At 49.1% G+C, this 20,709-nt stretch carries 24 protein-coding genes and 2 pseudogenes; 10 read left to right on the top strand and 16 right to left on the bottom strand.

Annotation, left to right across the window (positions count from 1 at the left end):
• Positions 1–133: 133 nt before the first annotated feature.
• The 10 genes from ACVCAM_RS21890 to ACVCAM_RS21845 form a co-directional block, all read right to left on the bottom strand.
• Positions 134–625, bottom strand: a complete 492-nt coding sequence (locus ACVCAM_RS21890) for a transcription termination/antitermination NusG family protein (RefSeq protein WP_044715152.1) — start codon at positions 623–625, stop codon at positions 134–136.
• Between the two features lie 355 nt (positions 626–980).
• Positions 981–2,141, bottom strand: coding sequence for a MobP1 family relaxase (gene mobP1, locus ACVCAM_RS21885; RefSeq protein WP_044864205.1), 1,161 nt, complete (start codon positions 2,139–2,141; stop codon positions 981–983).
• Between the two features lie 2 nt (positions 2,142–2,143).
• A complete protein-coding gene (gene ddp1, locus ACVCAM_RS21880) occupies positions 2,144–2,692 on the bottom strand; it encodes a DNA distortion polypeptide 1 (protein WP_044715148.1) in 549 nt (182 codons plus the stop codon).
• Positions 2,693–3,019: 327 nt separating this feature from the next.
• Entirely contained in the window at positions 3,020–3,277 is a 258-nt protein-coding gene (locus ACVCAM_RS21875) for a hypothetical protein (protein WP_044715147.1), read from the bottom strand.
• 15 nt (positions 3,278–3,292) lie between these two features.
• Positions 3,293–3,442: a hypothetical protein gene (locus tag ACVCAM_RS21870; protein WP_162852120.1), complete on the bottom strand. Its 150-nt coding sequence runs from the start codon at positions 3,440–3,442 to the stop codon at positions 3,293–3,295.
• Between the two features lie 77 nt (positions 3,443–3,519).
• Positions 3,520–3,861 carry a hypothetical protein gene (locus tag ACVCAM_RS21865; RefSeq protein ID WP_059347451.1) on the bottom strand — a complete coding sequence of 114 codons (342 nt, stop codon included), beginning with the start codon at positions 3,859–3,861 and terminating at the stop codon, positions 3,520–3,522.
• A gap of 96 nt (positions 3,862–3,957) precedes the next feature.
• Complete coding sequence (locus tag ACVCAM_RS21860; protein WP_044715143.1) at positions 3,958–4,197, bottom strand: hypothetical protein; 240 nt, start codon at positions 4,195–4,197, stop codon at positions 3,958–3,960.
• The gene (locus ACVCAM_RS21855; protein WP_044715141.1) at positions 4,190–4,456 is read right to left on the bottom strand and encodes a hypothetical protein; all 267 of its coding nucleotides are present in this window, start codon (positions 4,454–4,456) and stop codon (positions 4,190–4,192) included. Before ACVCAM_RS21855 ends, ACVCAM_RS21860 begins: the two co-directional genes overlap by 8 nt.
• An 11-nt stretch (positions 4,457–4,467) precedes the next feature.
• The gene (locus ACVCAM_RS21850) at positions 4,468–5,010 is read right to left on the bottom strand and encodes a hypothetical protein (protein WP_044715140.1); all 543 of its coding nucleotides are present in this window, start codon (positions 5,008–5,010) and stop codon (positions 4,468–4,470) included.
• A 43-nt stretch (positions 5,011–5,053) separates the two neighbouring features.
• On the bottom strand, positions 5,054–5,569 hold the full coding sequence (locus tag ACVCAM_RS21845) for a DnaJ domain-containing protein (protein ID WP_044715137.1): 516 nt from the start codon (positions 5,567–5,569) through the stop codon (positions 5,054–5,056).
• 253 nt (positions 5,570–5,822) lie between these two features.
• Between ACVCAM_RS21845 and ACVCAM_RS21840 the strand changes: the two genes are divergently transcribed.
• The 4 genes from ACVCAM_RS21840 (at position 5,823) to ddp1 (ACVCAM_RS21825) (ending at position 8,986) form a co-directional block, all read left to right on the top strand.
• On the top strand, positions 5,823–5,978 hold the full coding sequence (locus ACVCAM_RS21840; RefSeq protein ID WP_226852982.1) for a hypothetical protein: 156 nt from the start codon (positions 5,823–5,825) through the stop codon (positions 5,976–5,978).
• A gap of 1,138 nt (positions 5,979–7,116) precedes the next feature.
• Positions 7,117–8,004: a replication initiation protein gene (locus tag ACVCAM_RS21835; protein ID WP_225622177.1), complete on the top strand. Its 888-nt coding sequence runs from the start codon at positions 7,117–7,119 to the stop codon at positions 8,002–8,004.
• An 8-nt stretch (positions 8,005–8,012) separates the two neighbouring features.
• A complete protein-coding gene (locus ACVCAM_RS21830) occupies positions 8,013–8,456 on the top strand; it encodes a hypothetical protein (protein WP_447093667.1) in 444 nt (147 codons plus the stop codon).
• 173 nt (positions 8,457–8,629) lie between these two features.
• A complete protein-coding gene (ddp1, locus tag ACVCAM_RS21825; protein WP_044715127.1) occupies positions 8,630–8,986 on the top strand; it encodes a DNA distortion polypeptide 3 in 357 nt (118 codons plus the stop codon).
• Here ddp1 (ACVCAM_RS21825) and ACVCAM_RS21820 read toward each other — a convergent pair.
• The 3 genes from ACVCAM_RS21820 to ACVCAM_RS21810 all read right to left on the bottom strand — a co-directional run bounded on the left by ACVCAM_RS21820 (position 8,983) and on the right by ACVCAM_RS21810 (position 11,025).
• The gene (locus ACVCAM_RS21820) at positions 8,983–9,960 is read right to left on the bottom strand and encodes a DUF6685 family protein (protein WP_044715124.1); all 978 of its coding nucleotides are present in this window, start codon (positions 9,958–9,960) and stop codon (positions 8,983–8,985) included. The two genes, ddp1 (ACVCAM_RS21825) and ACVCAM_RS21820, sit on opposite strands and share 4 nt — an antisense overlap.
• A 24-nt stretch (positions 9,961–9,984) precedes the next feature.
• A complete protein-coding gene (locus tag ACVCAM_RS21815) occupies positions 9,985–10,266 on the bottom strand; it encodes a hypothetical protein (RefSeq protein WP_044715122.1) in 282 nt (93 codons plus the stop codon).
• Positions 10,267–10,362: 96 nt separating this feature from the next.
• The gene (locus tag ACVCAM_RS21810; protein WP_044715119.1) at positions 10,363–11,025 is read right to left on the bottom strand and encodes a nucleotide-binding protein; all 663 of its coding nucleotides are present in this window, start codon (positions 11,023–11,025) and stop codon (positions 10,363–10,365) included.
• A gap of 335 nt (positions 11,026–11,360) precedes the next feature.
• Here ACVCAM_RS21810 and ACVCAM_RS21805 point away from each other — a divergent pair.
• Positions 11,361–11,771 (top strand): annotated as a pseudogene (locus ACVCAM_RS21805) (recombinase family protein); the annotation flags it as partial.
• Positions 11,772–11,804: 33 nt separating this feature from the next.
• Here the strand turns inward: ACVCAM_RS21805 and ACVCAM_RS21800 are convergent.
• On the bottom strand, positions 11,805–14,771 hold the full coding sequence (locus tag ACVCAM_RS21800; protein WP_001138014.1) for a Tn3-like element TnAs1 family transposase: 2,967 nt from the start codon (positions 14,769–14,771) through the stop codon (positions 11,805–11,807).
• Between the two features lie 3 nt (positions 14,772–14,774).
• The gene (locus tag ACVCAM_RS21795; protein ID WP_001161490.1) at positions 14,775–15,335 is read right to left on the bottom strand and encodes a recombinase family protein; all 561 of its coding nucleotides are present in this window, start codon (positions 15,333–15,335) and stop codon (positions 14,775–14,777) included.
• A 448-nt stretch (positions 15,336–15,783) separates the two neighbouring features.
• Between ACVCAM_RS21795 and ACVCAM_RS21790 the strand changes: the two genes are divergently transcribed.
• From ACVCAM_RS21790 to ACVCAM_RS21770, 5 genes and pseudogenes are all read left to right on the top strand, one after another.
• Complete coding sequence (locus ACVCAM_RS21790) at positions 15,784–16,344, top strand: replication protein (RefSeq protein ID WP_014343471.1); 561 nt, start codon at positions 15,784–15,786, stop codon at positions 16,342–16,344.
• A gap of 533 nt (positions 16,345–16,877) precedes the next feature.
• On the top strand, positions 16,878–17,156 hold the full coding sequence (locus ACVCAM_RS21785) for a hypothetical protein (RefSeq protein ID WP_013213990.1): 279 nt from the start codon (positions 16,878–16,880) through the stop codon (positions 17,154–17,156).
• A 110-nt stretch (positions 17,157–17,266) separates the two neighbouring features.
• Positions 17,267–17,692: an antirestriction protein gene (locus ACVCAM_RS21780; protein ID WP_013213989.1), complete on the top strand. Its 426-nt coding sequence runs from the start codon at positions 17,267–17,269 to the stop codon at positions 17,690–17,692.
• A 127-nt stretch (positions 17,693–17,819) separates the two neighbouring features.
• Positions 17,820–17,975, top strand: coding sequence for a hypothetical protein (locus tag ACVCAM_RS21775; protein ID WP_013213988.1), 156 nt, complete (start codon positions 17,820–17,822; stop codon positions 17,973–17,975).
• A 463-nt stretch (positions 17,976–18,438) separates the two neighbouring features.
• A pseudogene (locus ACVCAM_RS21770) lies at positions 18,439–19,302 on the top strand (IS1182-like element ISKpn6 family transposase); the annotation flags it as partial.
• A 249-nt stretch (positions 19,303–19,551) separates the two neighbouring features.
• Here ACVCAM_RS21770 and ACVCAM_RS21765 read toward each other — a convergent pair.
• Positions 19,552–20,433: a carbapenem-hydrolyzing class A beta-lactamase KPC-2 gene (locus ACVCAM_RS21765; protein ID WP_004199234.1), complete on the bottom strand. Its 882-nt coding sequence runs from the start codon at positions 20,431–20,433 to the stop codon at positions 19,552–19,554.
• Positions 20,434–20,709 lie beyond the last annotated feature (276 nt).

Below are 20,709 nucleotides of genomic sequence, written 5' to 3'. Positions count from 1 at the left end.
TGCCTTTTGTGAACATGTTTTAATGAGATACTGCACAAAACCAGAGTCAGAAATACGCCTTCCCCGGCGGTAGCTAATCTCAACAGCGATTCGCTCAACTTCATCACGAACGTCAGAAGGGAGATAGAGGGTATTACGTTGAGGCTTGCGCTTGCTTGAAGTCTTTTTTCTGGTAACAGTCATTTTTCTTCCGTTTCATTTTGTGGGTTAAGCTTTTTTCTGTGATGTAGTTGAGCATGGCTATACTTCTCTTCCTTGGATCATCCATCAGCATTATTTCCACCAAACGGGGGGCGTTAGTATGGCTAAGTTGATTCCGTTCTCCTTGTTGTACGTTAAATATTTCCTCATCAGGTACAGGTAACGGCTCTCCACCAAAAGCAATAAACCGCTGAACATAAGGTAATGCGGTGATAGTAGATGAGTGAATTTTTTCAAAATCGGCCTGGATGAAAAGATACCCTGGGAAAAGTGGTAACAGCCTTTCTCTGAACGAGATTTGTTTATCCGGGCGGCGATACTTTTCTGAAATCATAGGGCAGTAGTAAGAAAAGTTATGCTGTTCAAGATGGGAGAAAACAGCAGCAAACCTCGTCGTAGTAAATTGCAAAACGTACCATTTCATAGATTTTTCCTTTCATGCGCTCTCTCGACTCGGATGACCCCGAAGTGGATAAGAAAAAGAAAAAGGACAAATTTTAATCTCGAAGTGACTTTATCAGCTACTTGTGCTGCTTTCAATTCGTTAAGTAGATCTTTCGATCGCCATAACTTCATATCGCACTTTGTTTATGCTGCAAAAATAACAATATTAAGATGATTTATCTTTATATATTACAAAAGACAGATCAAATGATCGTGATGGGATCTTTTCACAGATGACTTAACTAAAATTTTAAGCTGTAGTTGGTTTTTCTTTAAAATGGAGTTCGTGATAAAATAAATCGATCTTATTCAATGAGTTACAAGTGCTTTTGAAATTATCCTAATTTGATACCAATCTTCATCTTTTGTTCGTTCTGGAGCATCGCTTGTTTGATTTGGATGAACTGTTTCATCTGGAGCTGCTGCTTCTGAAGCATTGCAGCACTGTTAAGCACCAGTTCTTTACTTGATGAAGGGGTTCTATCGATACCTTTAACACCAAGATTATCAAGCTTCCACTCGTTACGATGGACTGTCTTCCAGCCATGTTGAACACCATGTTTATCAAGTGCAGGTATTTTTACTTCCTTTTGACCGAGTTTTTTAAGCTTAACAAGATCGCCCTTCTTAACATTTTCTCGTGATGTAAGATCGCCAAAATCAGCCCCCCAGTATGTCTTTTCAACCCCCTTGTTAAGGGTCTTCAGTTTCAAGAAATGCTGCTTCGGCTTCGTTTTATCATGCTGGTAATGGTCATAACCAACATCCACAACCTCATAAACGCCCTTCTGTCGCTTAGGAGCGGTACTGTGAGCATCCCTGATAGACTGATTAAGTCCTTGCTGCTGCCTGTGTGTTGCCTTAACGTCATAACCTTTAAGTTTTAGCTCTTCGCAAAAACCAGTTCTAATCTCCCTTAAATCCTTCTTTCTTATATCGGTACGCTTTCCATCTTCATCACGGATACGGAAAACAACATGAACATGAGGATGGTCTTTTTTATCGTTATGATACCCAAGAACAAAGCGATGGTTTGGATACTTCTTGTGCATCGTTTTTCTGACTGACTCAAGCAAGTCTTCTGGTTTCACTTTTGCAGAGACAGGCGGTGAGAACACGATATTTTGTGTCACCTTTTTATTTTCTTTACCCTTATCGTTCATTACATTTTGAGGGTCGTTTGCACGATCTACCATGTGCTCTTTTGCTTCCTGTATCTCGTCACCTTTCCATACCTGGCCGCTTTCACTCATCACGGGCAATTCTGATTCCCGGCTCATATAGTCAATACTGTTTCTTATCCCTTGTCGGGTGATTGCACCGCCTGATATTTTTACAACCACTTCCTTACTGGCACCCTTTCGGTTGATACGTTCCTGTACGTTACGCTGATAGTTCTTACCACCATTTTTCACTTTATGGGCAAAAGCAGATTTGCGGCCAGCTTCAGAGGATTTACGTTTGACCCGGTATTCTTTATCAACGGAAACGCCCATTATTACACCTCCACCTTATTAGATACAGTTCGACCTTTGCATAACATTATGTAGTTTTCAAACTCACTTTTAAGATTAATGATTTCTGTTTCAAGCTTTTCTGCATCCTGATAGAACCCATCTTTATCAAGAACTCTTGCCTGATCATTAAGGATGATGTAGTGAAAATTCCGGCCTACTTTATCGATAGCATTGCGACACCGATTCATCATAAGAAGTTCTTGATCAAAGAAATCCAGTTCATTATCTAAGGTGGTCTGAATACGGTAGCGGCACTCTCTGGACAAAGTCCATCCATGACGCTTTGCGGCTTTTTCTATTTTATTCCGCTGTTTCATTGTTAAATACATTGTAGTTTTGATAAAATCATTAGTATCTGGCATAAAGTTATCATTATCATCTTCTGTTACTTTGCTTTTAAGTAATGCACTGGCAAGCAATTTCATGCCTTTAGCAACAGTTAAACCAGGCTCATCTGGATAAATAACCTTCAGACATTCAAGTAGATTATCATGCTGTTTTTCTTCTAGTCTGAAATTAATTTGCTTCATAAATCCTCCAACAAGAACCGACTGTAGGTCACCGGGCAAACGAGTAAAATGCTAGCATTTTGCGGCGTTTGCCCTATCCTGCATCGCTTTGATCTAGCACTAGTCTTGAATTGTGCTTCAGCGTCGAGGAAAAAGCAAAACTGAAGGGCTGTCATGGCTGAAGGTTTCGCTTGTCTACGACCGGAAACATCTCAATGGCTGTGAGCTATGTGGGATAAGGTTCGCTACGCGAACGGTCTGGCAGGGGGCGCAAGCGCTGTCTTGCAGAGTATATAAAAAAGCACCTCCCGCAAACGGGAGGGCTTCGGCGATTCATGACGTGTGAAACTATTCAGGGTCTGGTGTGTCGCCTACCATGCCCTGACGGGCATCACACAACCAGCGGCGTAAGTTGCTCATTCTTTCCCTGTTTGCGTGGCTTGGTCTTTTCCCTCTGTTTCCGGTTAAAACTCTCCAAACCCTCAGCCCTTCTTTATTCGTCCAGTGAATGACTATTTCACCTTTACTGTTGAATGCAAGGGAAAAACGAACCGCACCTTCTTTTTGTTGATCACTGATAAAAGTTAAAAACTCCTGCTTTGTCATAAAACCTCCAATGTTTCATTTACCAGTGAATCTATGCGCTCGTCTTTCCAGCGCTTTTTTGAGCTGATCCATGAACTCAGGGAATGCAGAGAACGGCATGATGGGAAAGACAGGGCGAGCGCCCTTTTCAACAGCCTGTATTGCTGATAGCATACGTTCCGACATTAGATATTCCTCGCGTGGGAATGAGTGTCACGGTATCAGGTTGCTCCAACAACCTGATACCACCTTCTTTTAAAACATCAGTTTTTATTCAAAAGATTAATCACCTCTCTTTTAGCTTCATTCTGCTCCTTCGTTGTGAAGGCAAAATTGAACCATGATTCAATCTCTCTTAAAACGCCTTCTTTTGACAGGCCACATTCGTTGAACCAGAATGTTACGTTCTTTTTAAGTGAGTTAATCGCGCTAAGTTCGTTGTTATCTACTTCGCGAACAGACAAAGTAATGTAACCACGACCCCGGTTTTTTTCTTCGAATGTATGAATGGCAAGAAAAAGTGTTTCTGACTGGATGAAGGATATGCAGTTTATGGTTTCTTTTTTAACGTTTACTGATTTAAAATCGATGGCATAAGTTTTCATTTTTACTCCCGCCCGTTTGGGCTACTGGATTAAGGCAAGGAATCATTCCTAACCAACAAATTCAGTATACCATCATATGATGGTAATGCAATTATTTTAATCCCTTTCTTTTAGAATTTCTCCACGCTTTACAAGTTGGTAAACAGGATGTTCATCAGCCAGGAGTAAAAGCATTTCATAAGTACCGGCTGCTAAACCGCGTGAAGTTTTTCCGGTAGTTTCTTTAGCCTGCCATGCTGACAAAGTGAAGCCAAAACGATCTGCGGCTTCCTGCTGTGTAAATCCAGCTTTAATGCGAGCGTTTTTCACCTCTTCCGGCGTTGGTTTATCAATCATATTTTTTCACCTTCAACAATGTATCGACACAAAATTGCAATAATATTGGGTCTTCAATTTCATTCTTTACCCTATCAAATTCATCTTTGAAAAAAGACTGCTGATAAACAATCTTTTTTGTTGTTTTCTTTTCAGATTCTTTTGCTCTAACCTTCATCAGTTTTTCCAGCTCGATGAAGATGCGTCCTGAATCTTCAGAAACAACAATTCTGTATGTAACATTACCTTTGTTTTTTCTGTCACTCAGTATTTCATCCATTATAATTACCTTCATAGTTGTTTAATTAAGCCGGATAACTTTACGAGCTGATCTATGTCCAATCCCCGAATCAGGACTTCATAACCATCACCACGCTCTGTCACATGCCCATTCAAACCATTTACAGCTTTAAACCCTGTTAACGTTCCGTGCCAGTTTTCAAGCTTAACAAGTTGTGACAACATGCCTTTCAGTATTTGCCTTTCTTCCCGCTCTTTCTGTAGTTTCTTCTCATACTCTCGCGAAGTTTCAACATCCTGTAATGCATTTATAAGTATTTTCTTTTCAATATCTGCGGCTATCTCTACGGGGTTACGCTGTGGTGATACAGTGCATGTATGACATGGACTACGCCAGTTACGGCTATCCACGCTGCCTATGATAGCTAACCTTCCTTTGTCCATTCGAATGTGTACAGAATAATTTTTAAATCGTGGCGACGTTAGTTTTATACGATATTGACAATCATCCAGCAGGTTTACGCGCCAGCCGTTCCCCAGGATACGGCAGACGATTTCAAAAACAGGCCGATAGAGCAAGAAAAATGATTTCATAAACTCACCTTTAAAGTGTTGGGGGCTTTCGCCCCCGTTTTAACTATGCTCTGTTTTCTACTTTCTGCCTGCCAGCTGCTTTACGCTTCCCGGCAGTGCCGTACATCTCGCGGATTTCATCAATACTGTGTTCTTTTCGGTTCCAGCGGCTCTTATGTTCTTCAGGACGGTAAAACCACTGTTTTTTCTTCGCTGCCCATTTGCAACCTATTTCTTTCAACGTGTCTTTATGTTCGCGAGTTTCCCCACTAATCCAGATCCAGTTGCCTATAACTTCATAAACTAAACCTGATAACCCGGTGAGTACGTTCAACACGCTTTCCATATCGTCACCGTAGTTATAGTGTGCGTTTTCATCGGTGCTCTGAAACGAATTAATTTTATCGATGTTTGCCATCAGAAAATCAAAAGCAGCGTTTACAGCTTTCATCAGTTCAGCGCCTAACGGATTACGGTCTGGATGATATTTTAAAGCCGCTTTTTTATATGCAGCCTTGATATCCTTTTCAGTCAATTCACCAGATAAACCAAAGACGTTTAATGCTTCCTGAATGTTCATGCTTTTCTCCCGCCCGTTTGGGCTGCTGGATTAAGGTAGGGAGCCATTCCCAACCAACAAATTCAGTATACCATCATATGATGGTAATGCAATTGTTTTTGATTGCTTTGTAGTGTAAAGACACTATAAAGACAGCGAATGCTTTACGCTGTTGAACCGTGTTTCAAAGAGGCGCGAACTGTGTCACATTTTGCATACTCGTTACATCGCGCCGGGGACGTTCGCCAGTATTGGCGAACCAACAAGCCTGGATATGAGCAATAACCTCCTCTCCCCTGCTAAGCCAATTTCTGACTATCAGACGGCGTTTAGCCTGTCGCAGTTAGCGCGTGAGCTGGCGAACGGTACGCCGGGGCAGTGTGAAGCACTGGCGCGGGGCGCTGTATCTGCGCGTTATGAGGTGCGTTAGCAGCGCATTACGTGGCGAGTAGCTGAAACCAATTGATGCCTGACGAACTCTGACAGCAAAAAAACAATCAGGCCGCCAGCTGCTGGGCGACAATAGCCAGCAAAAAGTAACTGGCCATCATTGCCGGTCGTAAAATTTTGCTGGCATACCATGTAAGCGGAGTTCACTCCTGGTCAATTTCCAGCTTGTTACGTTAAACGAGCTGTATGCTGTTCTAAGCGGGTTTACCCCGTTCTGCTGAACCCTCGTCGGGGTAAACTCACTTAAAACGCCTCTGAGGGCTTCTGAGTGCGTTTTAGTGCTGGATCTAAAAAGGATCACTCCACGATCCTTTCCCGTTTTTTACGCATAACTTAAAAATCATCTTACTTTTAAGTTATCTTTGCTCAATGTATCTCTTTGATTTAACAGTTTAAAACATCTCTTTTTTTTGAGTTAAAATTCTTCTCACCTTTTCTCAGACCTAGGTGATCGAGAGACGGCACCGCTCGCCGCAGTCTTTGGCTGAGGCGTACCGCAGGAGCATAGCGACGAGGAACGAACAGCCAAAGCGAGGAAGCGGAATATCTGCTGCTCTGACAGAGAGCACGTACACTCAATGGCTAAAATATGAACACCTTATGTTTTGCTCCAACTTCCGAAGGTTAGAAGGATCTATCCTCTGGGTTTATGCTGAGTTATCCACAGGTACTGTGCATTAAAAGCCTTATATATATTTTCTTTTCTTAAAGATCTTAAAGAATTAGAGGTTTTTAATTATCTGATATATATAGGAAAAATAAGCTAAACATGATGGTGGATGCGACGAAACATGATGATAAATGCGATTAAACATGATGGGAAATGCGACGAGTCATGATGAAAAATGCGTTTTACCATGATGGAAAATGCGACGAAACATGATGGAAAATGCGACGCTATTAACAGCTTGATTTAAAAGCTTCATATCTGAAGATCTTTGTATGTGAAGTCATCAAGGCGTGCGTTTTATGAGCACATTGGCTGGAGCCTGTCTGGTTTAGCTGAGTCGCTAAGCGGACAAACATGATGATAAATGCGAATAAACATGATGGAAAAAATAACTTCATCATGTTAATGTGGCTACTCTTTAGTGAGAGGTTTTATGAGAATAAAAGTTATGAAAAATGTAACTGAAAAAACGAAGATTCGTCACAGGAACGAAATAAATAAAACTCTGGCTCAACTTCCATTGGCAGCCAAAAGGGTTCTGTGTCTGGCCTTGGTTTATGTTGATCCAAAAAAAGAAATGAGAATGGGGCAGACCTTTAAAATTCGGGCTGATATGTACGCAAAGATAGCCGGAATACATCCTTCTGTTGCTTATAAGCAAGTCAAGGAAGGTGCTGAATTGTTAAATGTCAGTAAACTTTCCCTTACGGGGAATGATATGAAGGAATTAGCAAAGGAACTTGGTCTTCCAAATTCAAAAAACATCGACCGCCTTGACTTATCGATTACTGATTATTGTGCATATAACCAAAATGAGGGATTTGTAATTCTAAGATTTGGATACACTATCACGCCTTATATATCAAGATTAATTGGGGCGGAAAATAAATTCACAACACAACTAATTGCGTCCTCATTAAAATTGAGAGGGGAGTATTCGTGGTCATTGTATCAGTTAATTAGGAAGAATTACTCAACGTTTAAAGGGAAAAATTCATTTAGCCTATCTCTGGAAGAGTTGAAGGATGAACTTATTGCTTACAATATTGATGATAATGGAGATATTATATATAAGTATCCAGAGTACCCTATATTCAAGCGAGAGGTAATAAATAAGGCCATCAAAGAAATAAAAGAAAAAACTGAGGTGACTTTCCTGTCTTGCGTTGTCGATGAAAAAGAAGGAAGGAAAGTTAGTAAGTTACGATTTGAATACGCTATAGATGAAGATAAATTTGCCGAATCAGGCTCTGATTTTCCTATAGAGTTATTTGACGATGATGATTCTGCTTTTCTTGAGGAGTTTGATAGAAAAGTACCACCCAAAAAGAAATGAGGTGAGTTATGGCTAAAATCTATGATTTCCCGCTGGGCGCAGAGCGAGACAAACTAAGGCATGAAATTGACAGGGAACGTAAAAAGCAACGTAGAGTAAAAACGGGCAATCCGTTTATCCGACACGTTAAATGGTTCTGTTTTTATCTTCGCCTTGTCACAGCTGGCGCACTGCATGTAGTTTCTGTTATTACCCTGGCTGTATTGGGGGCTTTCAGTAAGGCTATTTTCTTGATTGGCGGGATGGTTTGTGTCGTCACATGGTTTCACCTTGAGCGCCAGTTCTGGACGCCACATAATTTCACGATCCCTGTTATCGTAAGCCTGTGGGGATTGAGTTTGTTTGCCACTCCCCTAATGGAGATGATAAACAAAAAAATGCCGTGGTATCGTCTCCTGGTTCCTGATGCGAAAGAAGCAAGCACGGAGACACCTGATGATGAGTCGCGGTGAACCAGTCGCAAGCTGCCTGCTTGCACTGTGCATGTTTGCCTTATACCATCGGTTTAGCATAGTGCGCGATGTGAGTTCTTTTCAATGCGATGCAGGATAGGGCAAACGCCGCAAAATGCTAGCATTTTACTCGTTTGCCTGGTGACCTACAGTCGGTTCTTGTTGGAGGATTTATGAAGTTTGATGTAAAAGAGTTTATTGATGATAAATACGCAAAAGCTATTAATATTTTAAAGGAAAACCTCAAAGAAAACTATCATGTTTTTTATGGGATCAGATTGAGTGAAATTCTTTTTCCTGCCAGTGAGTATGGCTCTGATGCTTTCTTTAAAGAATTTGAATCAATTAACAGTGTAATACTACCATTAGTAATCTTTGATTTAACACAACGCAAGCCAATGATGATTATCAGCTTCGATAAGATATCTGATGCCAGTTTGTTGGCAGGGACGGGTATTGTGGTTCTTGAATGTATGGCTCTGTCCGATCTTCTGACAAATGATAATATTGCTATTTTATATAAAATCTAAGAATCTTCTCTCAGTTTATACTTTCTGCTAGGGTCACCAAGTGTTATCGAGTTTAGTTCATGTGAGTAATGGTGTGTATGGTAATGCGCTGGATTTTTCAGATAATCGGGGAATGATATTATTTTCCCGCAACTAATTGCAGAATAGAACCAGTTACGGAAAGTTTTGTCATTTGTTTTTAGTGCATGTTTTGGAATAAAAACTAATTTAATACTGGAAACGTAATTGACAGGATTAAGTATAGTATATCTGTTTTCTACAAACTCTTTTAAAGCATCTATAAATTCATATTCTGATGTATAAATTTCTGTCTTATTACTAGGGCGTTTTATCTGGAATATGAATGAATAGTAGTTCTGGTCAAGTATTTCAACGGTGTTTGAATTTATGCTCAGTTGTTCAATAACCGCTTCTCGTTTATACTCTAATTTGTCTCTGACAGATTGATATACAACCATTGCTGCATGATGTGAACCACCACTGTTTGAAGCTACATAGCGGTCAAGCCAGGAGTAATATGTAACATTGATAGAATCGCGAGGGTTGAAACCTTCATGCTCAATGTGCCATATATTATCCTCCCAGTCTGAAATGTTTTCAGCTTTCAGGTTTTTGGCGGGATACATCCCCTCCCCCCATGAGTAAAGGTTTTTGAACCAACTACCATTTATTACCTTGTTCCATCCACAACCGAAACTTTTCGAGGCAGTCAGAGACTGTAATTTGTTAAAATCGAAATCCAGAGAGTGTTTTTTATCTGTAGTTATTATGTTACTCAGAATCTCAGCCAGATCCCTGTCAATATATCTCAGTGAGTATTCGCTAAATATATTTTCAAGCTGCAATATGGTGTCTGCATCCGCTGTAGGTTCAACTAACTTAATATCAGCAAGATTTTTAAACGTTGCAGCGGTCAGCTTATGGTGATCTGTCAACCTGTAGAGTTGACAGATTAATTCGGTTAAATATCTCATAGATTATCATCCATGCTTCTATGGTTAGAATTTTGCTGATTCCAGTAACCAGTGGTTTTTCTGGTTTTCGTCCAGATTATCAAATGCGGCCAGCGCTGCCTTTAGAACGGTTGTCCTGCTCTGTCCTGTTCTGATCGCCTCAGCCTCTAGGATATCGTCAAAGGCTTCAGAAAGCCGGAAATTAACCAGCTTCGCTTTACCTGGTGTTGGCTTCCTTGTGGCTCCAGAGATAAAGCGTGCTGTTTCTGCGTTTGTTGCCTGTTCTTCTGTCGCCGGAACGGTTGGCGTTTTCAATTTTAAAACCATACAAAATCCTCATTAAAGACACTATCTAAGTGTAAATACTATAGTGTCTTTATGTTGTCTTTACAATGTAAATTTCTATGTATTCGATTGAAATATTTAGATTATCCCTATTTCCTGGGCGACTAATTCTATCTGTGCTTTTGCTGTTGTCAGACTGGAGGCGCGGCTTACATCATGTACCCCTGCCCCTTCATTGCAGGCGCTTTCAAACACATCCAATTCTGACATGCGGTTTTTTAGTGGCTGTATCCAGACGTCGTCTGAGCGTAATAATTTATCCAGCTCAATAGCGGCTTTTCTGTGGCGTGGCTTGCTTGGGTTTATTCTGGTAAGTAATACCCAGGGTTGCAGGGCTGCGTTTGATTTCTGAGCCATGCGGACTTTCTCGGTTACGCTCGTCAGTGTTTCACTTTCAAAGTCAGATGACGCTTTAACCAGAGTTATCATGATATCTGACACAGTCAGTGCGCTACGGAACTCAAGGCTGTCATGTCCGGGGCAGTCAACGATCAGAACATCGCACAGCTTGCTCAGGCGGTTAATCTCTTTGCTTACATTACCGTATGCCTCGTAGACTGGTACTGTTGGGAGGCTATTCTCCCTGCGTTTTTCATTCCAGCTGATAAGGTCATTGTTCTTATCGGTTTTAAGGATGATTACCGATTTTTCTCTGTTTGCCAGCATAGATGCTGTGTTAGCTGAGTAGGTGCTTTTCCCTACCCCGCCCTTATCTGAAACCACCAGTAAAATTTTTCCCATTTCCGCATCCTCGTATTTACGATGTAAAGCTTTTCATGTCTTTACGGTGTCTTTAACTTATAAAGATATAGGCGTCTTTATAGTGTCTTTATACTCTTTATGTTTTACGATGTAAATAGAGTATAAAGATAAGTGTGTCTTTATGTGTGCTTTACATGGTAAAGCTCATTATGGCTTTACGTTTGATTTACACCGTCTTTCTGATGTAACTGTAGGTGACGTGGTCACATAATGAATCATTTCTTTGGTTCGGTTTGAGTATGCTTAAAATGGACTGGCTTTAATAGGTACTGTATAAGGCGCTAACACCACTTAAAACAGACTGGTTCGCGCTAATGACTCAAACAGTACCGGCAAAGGCCACAAATTTTGTTCGTGCCTATCTTCGTGCATCAACTAAAGAACAGGATGCACAGCGAGCGCGGGGCAGTATTGATGCCTTTGCGCAAGAGCGCGGCTTATCAATTTGCAACTATTATGCAGAAAATGAATCTGGCGCTCGTTTAGATCGGCCTGAGTTATTCCGGCTCCTGAGCGATTGCCAGTCTCAAGATATTTTACTTATTGAAGATGTTGACCGGTTGTCTAGGCTGCGTGAAGCTGATTGGCAAAATCTAAAAGCTATCTTGCGGGATCGGCAAATTAAAATCGTGGCCGTGAATGTCCCGACGACTTGGCAAAGTCTAAAAGCTGACCAGACCGAATTTGATGCCCGAATGTTTGGCGCAATCAATGACATGCTTCTAGGGGAGCCCGCAGAATTCGGAAAAAATCGTACGCTAAGGTTTTCCGGGCATCCGTAAGGGCCGAAACTTCCCGTCTTCCAGTCTGCGGCTCTGCCGCCAGACGTAATCGCCGGTTAGGTTGATGTGCTCCCAGCCCAGCGGCGACAGGAATTGCAGCAGCTCGCCGTCCACCGGCTTGCCGGCCTCGACCAACCCCTGGGTGGCGCGTTCCAGGTACACCGTGTTCCACAGCACGATAGCCGCCGTCACCAGGTTGAGGCCGCTGGCCCGGTAGCGCTGCTGCTCGAAGCTCCGATCCCTGATTTCCCCAAGGCGGTTGAAGAACACCGCCCTGGCCAGCGAGTTGCGCGCCTCACCTTTGTTCAGGCCGGCATGCACGCGGCGGCGCAGTTCAACACTTTGCAGCCAGTCCAGGATGAACAGCGTGCGCTCGATCCGGCCCAGCTCGCGCAGGGCCACGGCCAGTCCGTTCTGGCGCGGGTAGCTGCCGAGCTTGCGCAGCATCAGCGAGGCGGTGACGGTGCCCTGCTTGATCGAGCTGGCCAGGCGCAGGATGTCGTCCCAGTGGGCACGCACGTGCTTGATGTTCAGGGTGCCGCCGATCAGCGGGCGCAACGTCGGGTAGGCTTGCACGCCCTGCGGCACGTACAGCTTGGTTTCGCCGAGGTCGCGGATGCGCGGCGCGAAGCGGAAGCCTAGCAGGTGCATCAGGGCAAAGACGTGATCGGTGAAGCCGGCCGTGTCGGTGTAGTGCTCCTCGATCCGCAGGTCGGACTCGTGGTACAGCAGGCCGTCGAGCACATAGGTGGAATCGCGGACGCCGACATTCACCACGCGGGTGCTGAACGGCGCGTACTGGTCGGAGATATGGGTATAGAACAGCCGTCCCGGCTCGCTACCGTACTTCGGGTTGACGTGCCCGGTGCTCTCGCCCCGGCCACCCGCGCGGAAGCGCTGGCCATCGGAGGATGAGGTCGTGCCGTCGCCCCAGTGGGCGGCAAAGGCGTGGCGATACTGGTGGTTGACCAGCTCGGCCAAGGCCGCCGAATAGGTTTCGTCGCGGATGTGCCAGGCTTGCAGCCAGGACAGCTTGGCGTAGGTCAGGCCGGGGCTCGACTCGGCCATCTTGGTCAGCCCGAGGTTGATCGCATCACCGAGGATTGCGGACAGCAGCAACGTCCTGTCTTTGGCCTCGGCCCCGTCCTTCAAGTGGGTGAAGTGGCGGCTGAAGCCCGTCCAGTCGTCCACGTCCATCAGCAGTTCGGTGATCTTGATGCGCGGCAGTAACTGGCTGGTTTGGTCGATCAGCGCCTGCGCCCGATCCGGCACCGCCGCATCCAGCGGGGTGATTTTCAGCCCTGACTCGGTGAGGATGGCATCGGGCAGCTCGTTGTCCTTGGCCAGGCGGGTGACGGTGGCCAACTGCTCGTCCAGCAGCTGCAAACGCTCTTCCAGGTACTGGTCGCTGTTCGGGTTGATCGCCAGGGGCAGGGCCTGCTCGCGCTTGAGTGCGGCGAACTTCTCGGCCGGCAGCAGGTAGTCGTCGAAGTCGCGGAACTGCCGCGAGCCCTTGACCCAGATGTCGCCGGAGCGCAGGGCGTTCTTCAGCTCGGACAGGGCGCAGATTTCGTAGAATTTCCGGTCGAGGCCTTCCGGGGTGATCACCAGCGGCTTCCAGCGCGGCTTGATGAAGGCCGTGGGTGCATCGGCCGGCACCTTGCGCAGGTTGTCGGCGTTCATCTCACGCAGGGTCTGCACGGCTGCCAGCACGCCTTGCGCGGCCGGCGCGGCGCGCAGTTCCAGCACCTCCAGCAAGGCCGGCGTGTAACGGCGCAGGGTGGCGAAGTTCTCGCCGACCAGGTGCAGGTGGTCGAAGCCTTCCGGCCGGGCCAGCAGCTCGGCCTCGCTGACGCTCTCGGTGAACTCGTCCCAGGGAATCACCGCCTCGATGGCGGCATAGGGGTCGCTGCCGCTTTCCTTCGCTTCCAGCAGCGCCTGGCCGATCCTGGAGTACAGGCGCACCTTGTCGTTGATCGCCTTGCCCTGCTTCTGGAACTGCTGCTGATGCTTGTGCTTCGCGCCGCTGAACAGCTTGACCAGGATGCGGTCATGCAGATCGACCAGCTCATCGATCACGGTCGCGGTGCTCTCCAGCACCACGGCGGCCAGGGTCGCGTAGCGGCGCTGCGGCTCGAACTTACCGAGGTCTTTGGGCGTCATCTGCCCACCCTCGCGGGCCAGCTTGAGCAGGCGGTTCTGGTGGATGTGCCGGCCCAGGCCTTCGGGCAAGTCCACCAACTGAAATGTCTTCAGCCGCTCGATGTGTTCCAGCATGTGCCGAGAGTTGGGTTTCAGCGGTGCCTGGCGCAGCCAGGTCAACCAGGTGATGCTGCTGCCGGCCTTGAGCTTCAACAGCTCGTCCAGCTTGGCCCGATGCGAGTCCGTGAGTGGTTCGACCAGGGCGCGGTAGACCCGCCGATTGGCTCGCGCAATGGCTTCCGAGCAGGCCCGGTCAATCACGCTCAGCGCCGGCAGGATGCGTCGTTTCTGCCGTAGGCTCTCCAGGGCCTGACCGGCCAGCAGCAAGCCTTTGTCGGTCTGCTGGGCCAGCTCGGTTAGCTCGCGCACCAGGGCGCGGAAGTCGGACAGGCCGAACGGGGCCAGTTGCAGGTAGGTGCGCAGTTCCTGGGCATGCTCGCGACGGGTCACGTCGCGCTCGCCGTACTTTGCCCAGCTCGCCGGCTCGGCCTGGACTTGCTTCGCCACCCACAGGATGACCGGCTCGGGCAGCTCGCTGTCGGTTCCCAGCGCGTAACCGGGGTAGCGCAGCAGGCAGAGCTGCACGGCGAAGCCGAGGCGGTTGGCGTCGCCGCGTCGCTGGCGGATCAGCGACAGGTCGGAGTCGTTGAAGGTGTAGTAGCGGATCAGGTCATCCTGGCTTTCCGGCAGCGCAAGCAGGGTGTCCCGCTCCGTGGCCGAGAGGATCAAGCGACGCGGCATGTGTCAGTCGTCCGTGCGGAGGTACTGGTAGAGGGTTTCCCGGCTGATGTTGAACTCGCGGGCAAGCTGCGCCTTGGGCTCGCCGGCCGTCGCTCGCTGCCGCAGGGTAGCAGCCTGCTCATCGGACAGGGCTTTCTTGCGGCCCCGGTACGCGCCACGCTGCTTGGCCAAGGCGATGCCCTCACGCTGCCGCTCGCGGATCAGGGCGCGCTCGAACTCAGCGAAGGCCCCCATCACCGACAGCATCAGGTTGGCCATCGGCGAGTCCTCGCCAGTGAACACCAGGCCCTCCTTCAGGAACTCGATGCGCACGCCGCGCTGAGTCAGCTTCTGTACCAAGCGACGCAGGTCATCGAGGTTGCGGGCCAGCCGATCCATGCTGTGCACCACCACTGTATCGCCTTCGCGGACGAAGCTCAGCAGCGCTTCGAGCTGGGGGCGCTGGGTGTCCTTGCCCGATGCCTTGTCGGTGAACACCTTGCTCACCTGGGTTTGTTCCAGCTGGCGTTCCGGGTTCTGGTCAAAGCTGCTGACCCGGACGTAGCCGATGCGGTGCCCCTGCACGATGTCTCCTTGGTTGAAGGCGGCTTAAGTGCACTTTCTGTTCCGTTGTGCCTCAAAGCCCATTTCTGTCAGGCTGAAATCTATAACCTTCGCGGGCATGTGTCAAAAAATGGGAAAGCAGACTCTATTCTGACGAAGCGGCGCGGCCCTGCCTGACATCAAGTTAGGGTATAGCCTAGATTGACATGCGCGATGCAACCCTTAACTTGCTTGCACCTATCGTTTCCATGCTAGCTTTATCGTAACGCTAAGGAAGCTCTGAAAAAGCCCATGTTTCGCGAAATCACCGCTCTGTAACCCGCATGGTTGCTGGGATGCATTTCTCGAGCGGGGGCTTTTTCAGACCTTCCTTAGCTTAGCGTACGATTTTTTCCGAATTCTGCGGTTCCCCCTGGAAGACCTACGCAAGTTGGGCCAGCTCAGAGGTGGAATCAACGAAGGCGAGCGAATGAGGCATCTTTTCTGGCGTCTTAACTTTCTCCTTCTCTCCGGGGCAACAAACAGCGCCCAGATGTACCATGAGGCCGCCGCTCTTTCCTCCGAGCTGGATACTCGTTGGTCTTACCGCTCCAAAGAGCTTATGACGCTCTACAGCAAGGCGAAATCCTATGAGGCTGGGGAACGTGTCGAGTTCGGCGGAAAGTCGTTTGCACCGCTATACACGCCCAAAAACGACACGCTGATCAACCTATTCCAGATCTCACAGCAAGAACAAGAGCAACTGAAGACGATTATCAGCACTGACGAGGCTCAGAAGCGCCGCAGAGAGCGCGATAGACTGCGTGATGAAGAACGTCGCCGCGCCGCTGGCCAGCTTGAGCGTGAAGCCTATGAAGCCAACTCATTGAGCAGGCAAAAGCCCTGGGAAGCTATGGGCATGAGCCGGGCTAAATGGTATCGCCTGGGCAAGCCTTCACCTCAACAAAACAGTGAGACAAGTCCCTCCCCTATTACTAATGGCGAAGCCTCAGCGGTTGCCCTTCAGGCGGCCAGGTGTAAAGCCGTTTAGATGGCTATTTCAAAGTGAGTGAGATTTCGTAACGGATGGCAGCCCTAGAGGCTGCTTTCTTTTGAGGGGTTAGCAGGCGTATAGCCATGCTGGATCTCAGTCTATCACTACCTGCTTAATATTCCACCTTTAGATCCGGCAGCAGTTCGACCAGGTGGCCAACTTACCAGGCACCGGCAGCAGCTCGACCGGGTGGCCAAGTTCAGATCTGGACGCCAGAAGGAAATCAACCAGGTGGCCAACTTACCAGGCACCGGCAGCAGCTCGACCAGGTGGCCAAGTTCAGATCTGGACGCCAGAAGGAAATCAACCAGGTGGCCAACTCACCAGGCATCGGCAGCAGCTCGACCAGGTGGCCCATTTCGTACGTACGAAATCAGGCGACGCTATGCGAAATCTTGGCGGCAATCCCCCGCGACTACGTGATTTTTTTAACGTAGAGCGCGCTTTTTCTTGCCATAGTAGGCCATTTTGGCCTATAATCTTAATTAAGAAGACCGGGCACCCGCCACGGTCAATACCGGAGAACTCCGATGATCCACACAGCTAACCGCACCTTTCACCAACTCTATCGAGAATGGATACGCGAACGCCGCGAGCATATGCACAACGTTTTGACCTGGGAGCGTGATCGTTACGGTGCTCGCCTCGTCGGTCTGTTTTATCGTTACTGCAAGGTGGCCAACCCCTTTCCCCGTTGCACTCTGAATACTCGGATCAACTACCGCGCCCATGCGGTGAATCTGCCAGATTGGCCAGCCCGCAGCCTGGAGCTGAATAAAATGTGGCTCAGTTGGAGAGAAAAAAAGTAGGCCGATTTGGCCTATTTTTTATTGTACCCGCTTGACACAATAGGCCAAAATGGCCTATTATATATCTCAGAAGGCCGGGCACCCGCCACGGTCAATACCGGAGAACTCCGATGATGCAAACAGAACTTAATCCCCTGATCTGCTCCCTGGTCGCCACCCCTCGCCGTATGGCTGCAATGCCCCGCTATGTAGGCCGTTTCTATGTGGTTTTCGAGTCGATGCTTTACCAGCAAATGAAAGGGCTCTGCCGCGAGTATCGCGGGGCTTATTGGCTTATGTGGGAGCTGTCGAACGGCGGCTTTTATATGGCTCCTGGGCGTCGTGATGAAATGCTGAACATCGAGGCCATGAACTACTTTAGTGGCCAAATGAGCGCCGATGCTGCCGGGATTACCGCTTGCCTCTACCTCTATAGCCATCTGTCATTTCACACAGAAGGCGCTGACCAGGAGCGGTTTTCAAGGCTGTATCACAGCTTGCGGGATTGGGCTTGTGAGCATGACGAAAAAGAGGCCATCTTGGCCGCAATAGACTAGCAACAGAAAGCCCCGGTGATGGCCGGGGCTCTTAAAGGAGGTGCATAGGTAGAAAAAGAAATGGTGCCCCTGGTATGGCTGCAACCAATCACAGGGGCTTTCACCGGTCAATTTGAGGATAAACGCGATGAATACGGATATTGTATCACTTGCAAAACACATTGGCGACGCTCTGACGGCCCGCCGCCCCGTTCATATGCCGCGCATGAAGATGCGGGAGCTTGGCTTGCTCTTGATTGAACTGAAGGCGTATCGGGAGGCCGCCGCGACCGTTACCCATTGATAAAAAAGCCCCGGCATTGACCGGGGCTATTTGAGGATTTATCGCATGATTAGACCTGAAACGCTTAGGCCGTTCGCTGAAGATTGGCAGGCTCCAACCGCCGATGAAATCAAAGAGGTGTTGGAGCTGATTAGGCAACGAAAAGGGCTTAGTAAGCCTCTCAGTGGCGTTGATGTCGCTGATCTCGTTGGTTTGCCTGGTGAGAGAGGCAGCGGAAAGGGAACCCGAACCTTCAGGCGTTGGGTGAGCAAAACCAACCCTAGCCCTATTGCTTATGGTGCCTGGTCTATCTTGGCCCACCTGGCAGGTTTCGGGGCTATATGGGACGCTGACCGGGATTGAAACCATGACCGAACATAAGGCCGAACGTGCTCCCTGGGGAGACTTCCCGGCAGTAGTGAGGAACGGCGATCTAAAGGATCTCTCTAAAGAACCTGAATACGAAGCCGCCAAACATGGCGACCACAAGGCGATGAGCTATAAGCGCATGAAGCCGGCCGAGGACGAATTGCATTGCGAGATCAAGGCGCTGCTTGATCGCGCCAAGGCTACCGACGACCAGGAGCGTAACGAGCCGGAGCTGGACATTCCTGCCGAGATTTCTCGCCGCGAGAAGCGCCTGGAGGCGATCCAGGCGGCAAAGGCGCGCCTGGAAGCGCGCCAGCGTGAAGCGGACCAGGCCCGGGGGCGCAGCGAAGACGATGGCCGCCGGCCTCGCCATCCGGATGGCTCGGACAAGGGCGGTGGCTCGTACAAACGCGAGTTTGGTGTGCCGGATGACCGTGATCAGGAAAGCTTCACCGATCCGGACAGCCGGATCATGAAACACGCCGGTGGTGGCTCCGAGCAGAGCTACAACGGGTACACAGCGGTCGATGCCGAGCACCAGATCATCGTGGCGGCGGAGTTGACCAACTGCGCCGCGGACAGTCAGGCGCTGCTGGGCATGCTGGCAGCAGTTCAGGCCAACACCGGAGAAATGCCGGCCCAGACGCTGGCGGATGCGGGATTCCGTAGTGAGGCTGTTCTGGCAAAGGTCGCCGATCACCACGGCGATGTCATCGTTGCCCTCGGCCGCGAGGGACGTGAAGATGCCAAGGTCAATGCCAAGACCCATCCGCATACGGCGGCGATTGCGGCGAAATTGAAAACGGAGCAAGGCGATGCAGCTTACCGCCGGCGCAAGTCGATCGTGGAGGCTCCGAATGGTTGGATCAAGGCGGTGATGGGATTGCGTCAGTTCAGCATGAGGGGCCTGGACAAGGTGCAAGCCGAGTGGAAGCTCGTCTGCATGGCGCTAAATCTGAGGCGAATGGCGTATCTGTGAGGGCGAAGGTTAAATGGGGCGGCTCAAATGCACCCCAGTCGTCATAACACGCCGCGCGCCGCAAGATTGGTATCCTTGGCGCCGACGCCTTGCCAATTGCAGAGAGCGCCGCCGCCATCGTCAGTGCTCTACAGAAAACCGGTCACACGGCTCTGCCGCGCAGACTCCTAGCCTAAATGTGACAGTGGTTGGTAATCCATGCCGCCCGCAAGGGCGGCGGTGGTGGGCCAATAGATGATTTTCAGAGCCTTACTGCCCGTTGACGCCCAATCCCTCGAGCGCGAGTCTAGCCGCAGCGGCGATGACGGCCTCGCTGTGCTTGTCATCCTTGTTAGGCGCCCGGGTGTAGACGGCCAACACAATAGGTGCGCGCCCAGTGGGCCAGACGACGGCATAGTCATTTGCCGTGCCATACACTCCGCAGGTTCCGGTTTTGTCTCCGACTGCCCAGTCTGCCGGCACCGCCGCGCGGATGCGGTGGTTGCCGGTCGTGTTTCCCTTTAGCCAATCAACAAACTGCTGCCGCTGCGGCGCAGCCAGTGCAGAGCCCAGTGTCAGTTTTTGTAAGCTTTCCGTCACGGCGCGCGGCGATGAGGTATCGCGCGCATCGCCTGGGATGGCGGAGTTCAGCTCCAGCTCCCAGCGGTCCAGACGGAACGTGGTATCGCCGATAGAGCGCATGAAGGCCGTCAGCCCGGCCGGGCCGCCCAACTCCTTCAGCAACAAATTGGCGGCGGCGTTATCACTGTATTGCACGGCGGCCGCGGACAGCTCCGCCACCGTCATGCCTGTTGTCAGATATTTTTCCGAGATGGGTGACCACGGAACCAGCGCATTTTTGCCGTAACGGATGGGTGTGTCCAGCAAGCCGGCCTGCTGCTGGCTGCGAGCCAGCACAGCGGCAGCAAGAAAGCCCTTGAATGAGCTGCACAGTGGGAAGCGCTCCTCAGCGCGGTAACTTACAGTTGCGCCTGAGCCGGTATCCATCGCGTACACACCGATGGAGCCGCCAAAGTCCTGTTCGAGTTTAGCGAATGGTTCCGCGACGAGGTTGGTCAGCGCGGTGGCAGAAAAGCCAGCCAGCGGCCATGAGAGACAAGACAGCAGAACTAGACGGCGATACAGTGACATCAACGATATTCCTTGTTTGAAGGTGGAGCTAGGTGTAGCGGCCGGATGTAATCAGGCCGCTACAGCTGGGATTAGGGGTCTGACGCTCAGTGGAACGAAAACTCACGTTAAGGGATTTTGGTCATGAGATTATCAAAAAGGATCTTCACCTAGATCTGTCTCATGAGCGGATACATATTTGAATGTATTTAGAAAAATAAACAAATAGGGGTTCCGCGCACATTTCCCCGAAAAGTGCCACCTGACGTCTAAGAAACCATTATTATCATGACATTA

This window comes from Enterobacter sp. CFEC122 (genome assembly GCF_052983755.1).
This window is presented reverse-complemented; position numbering and strand designations above follow the sequence as displayed.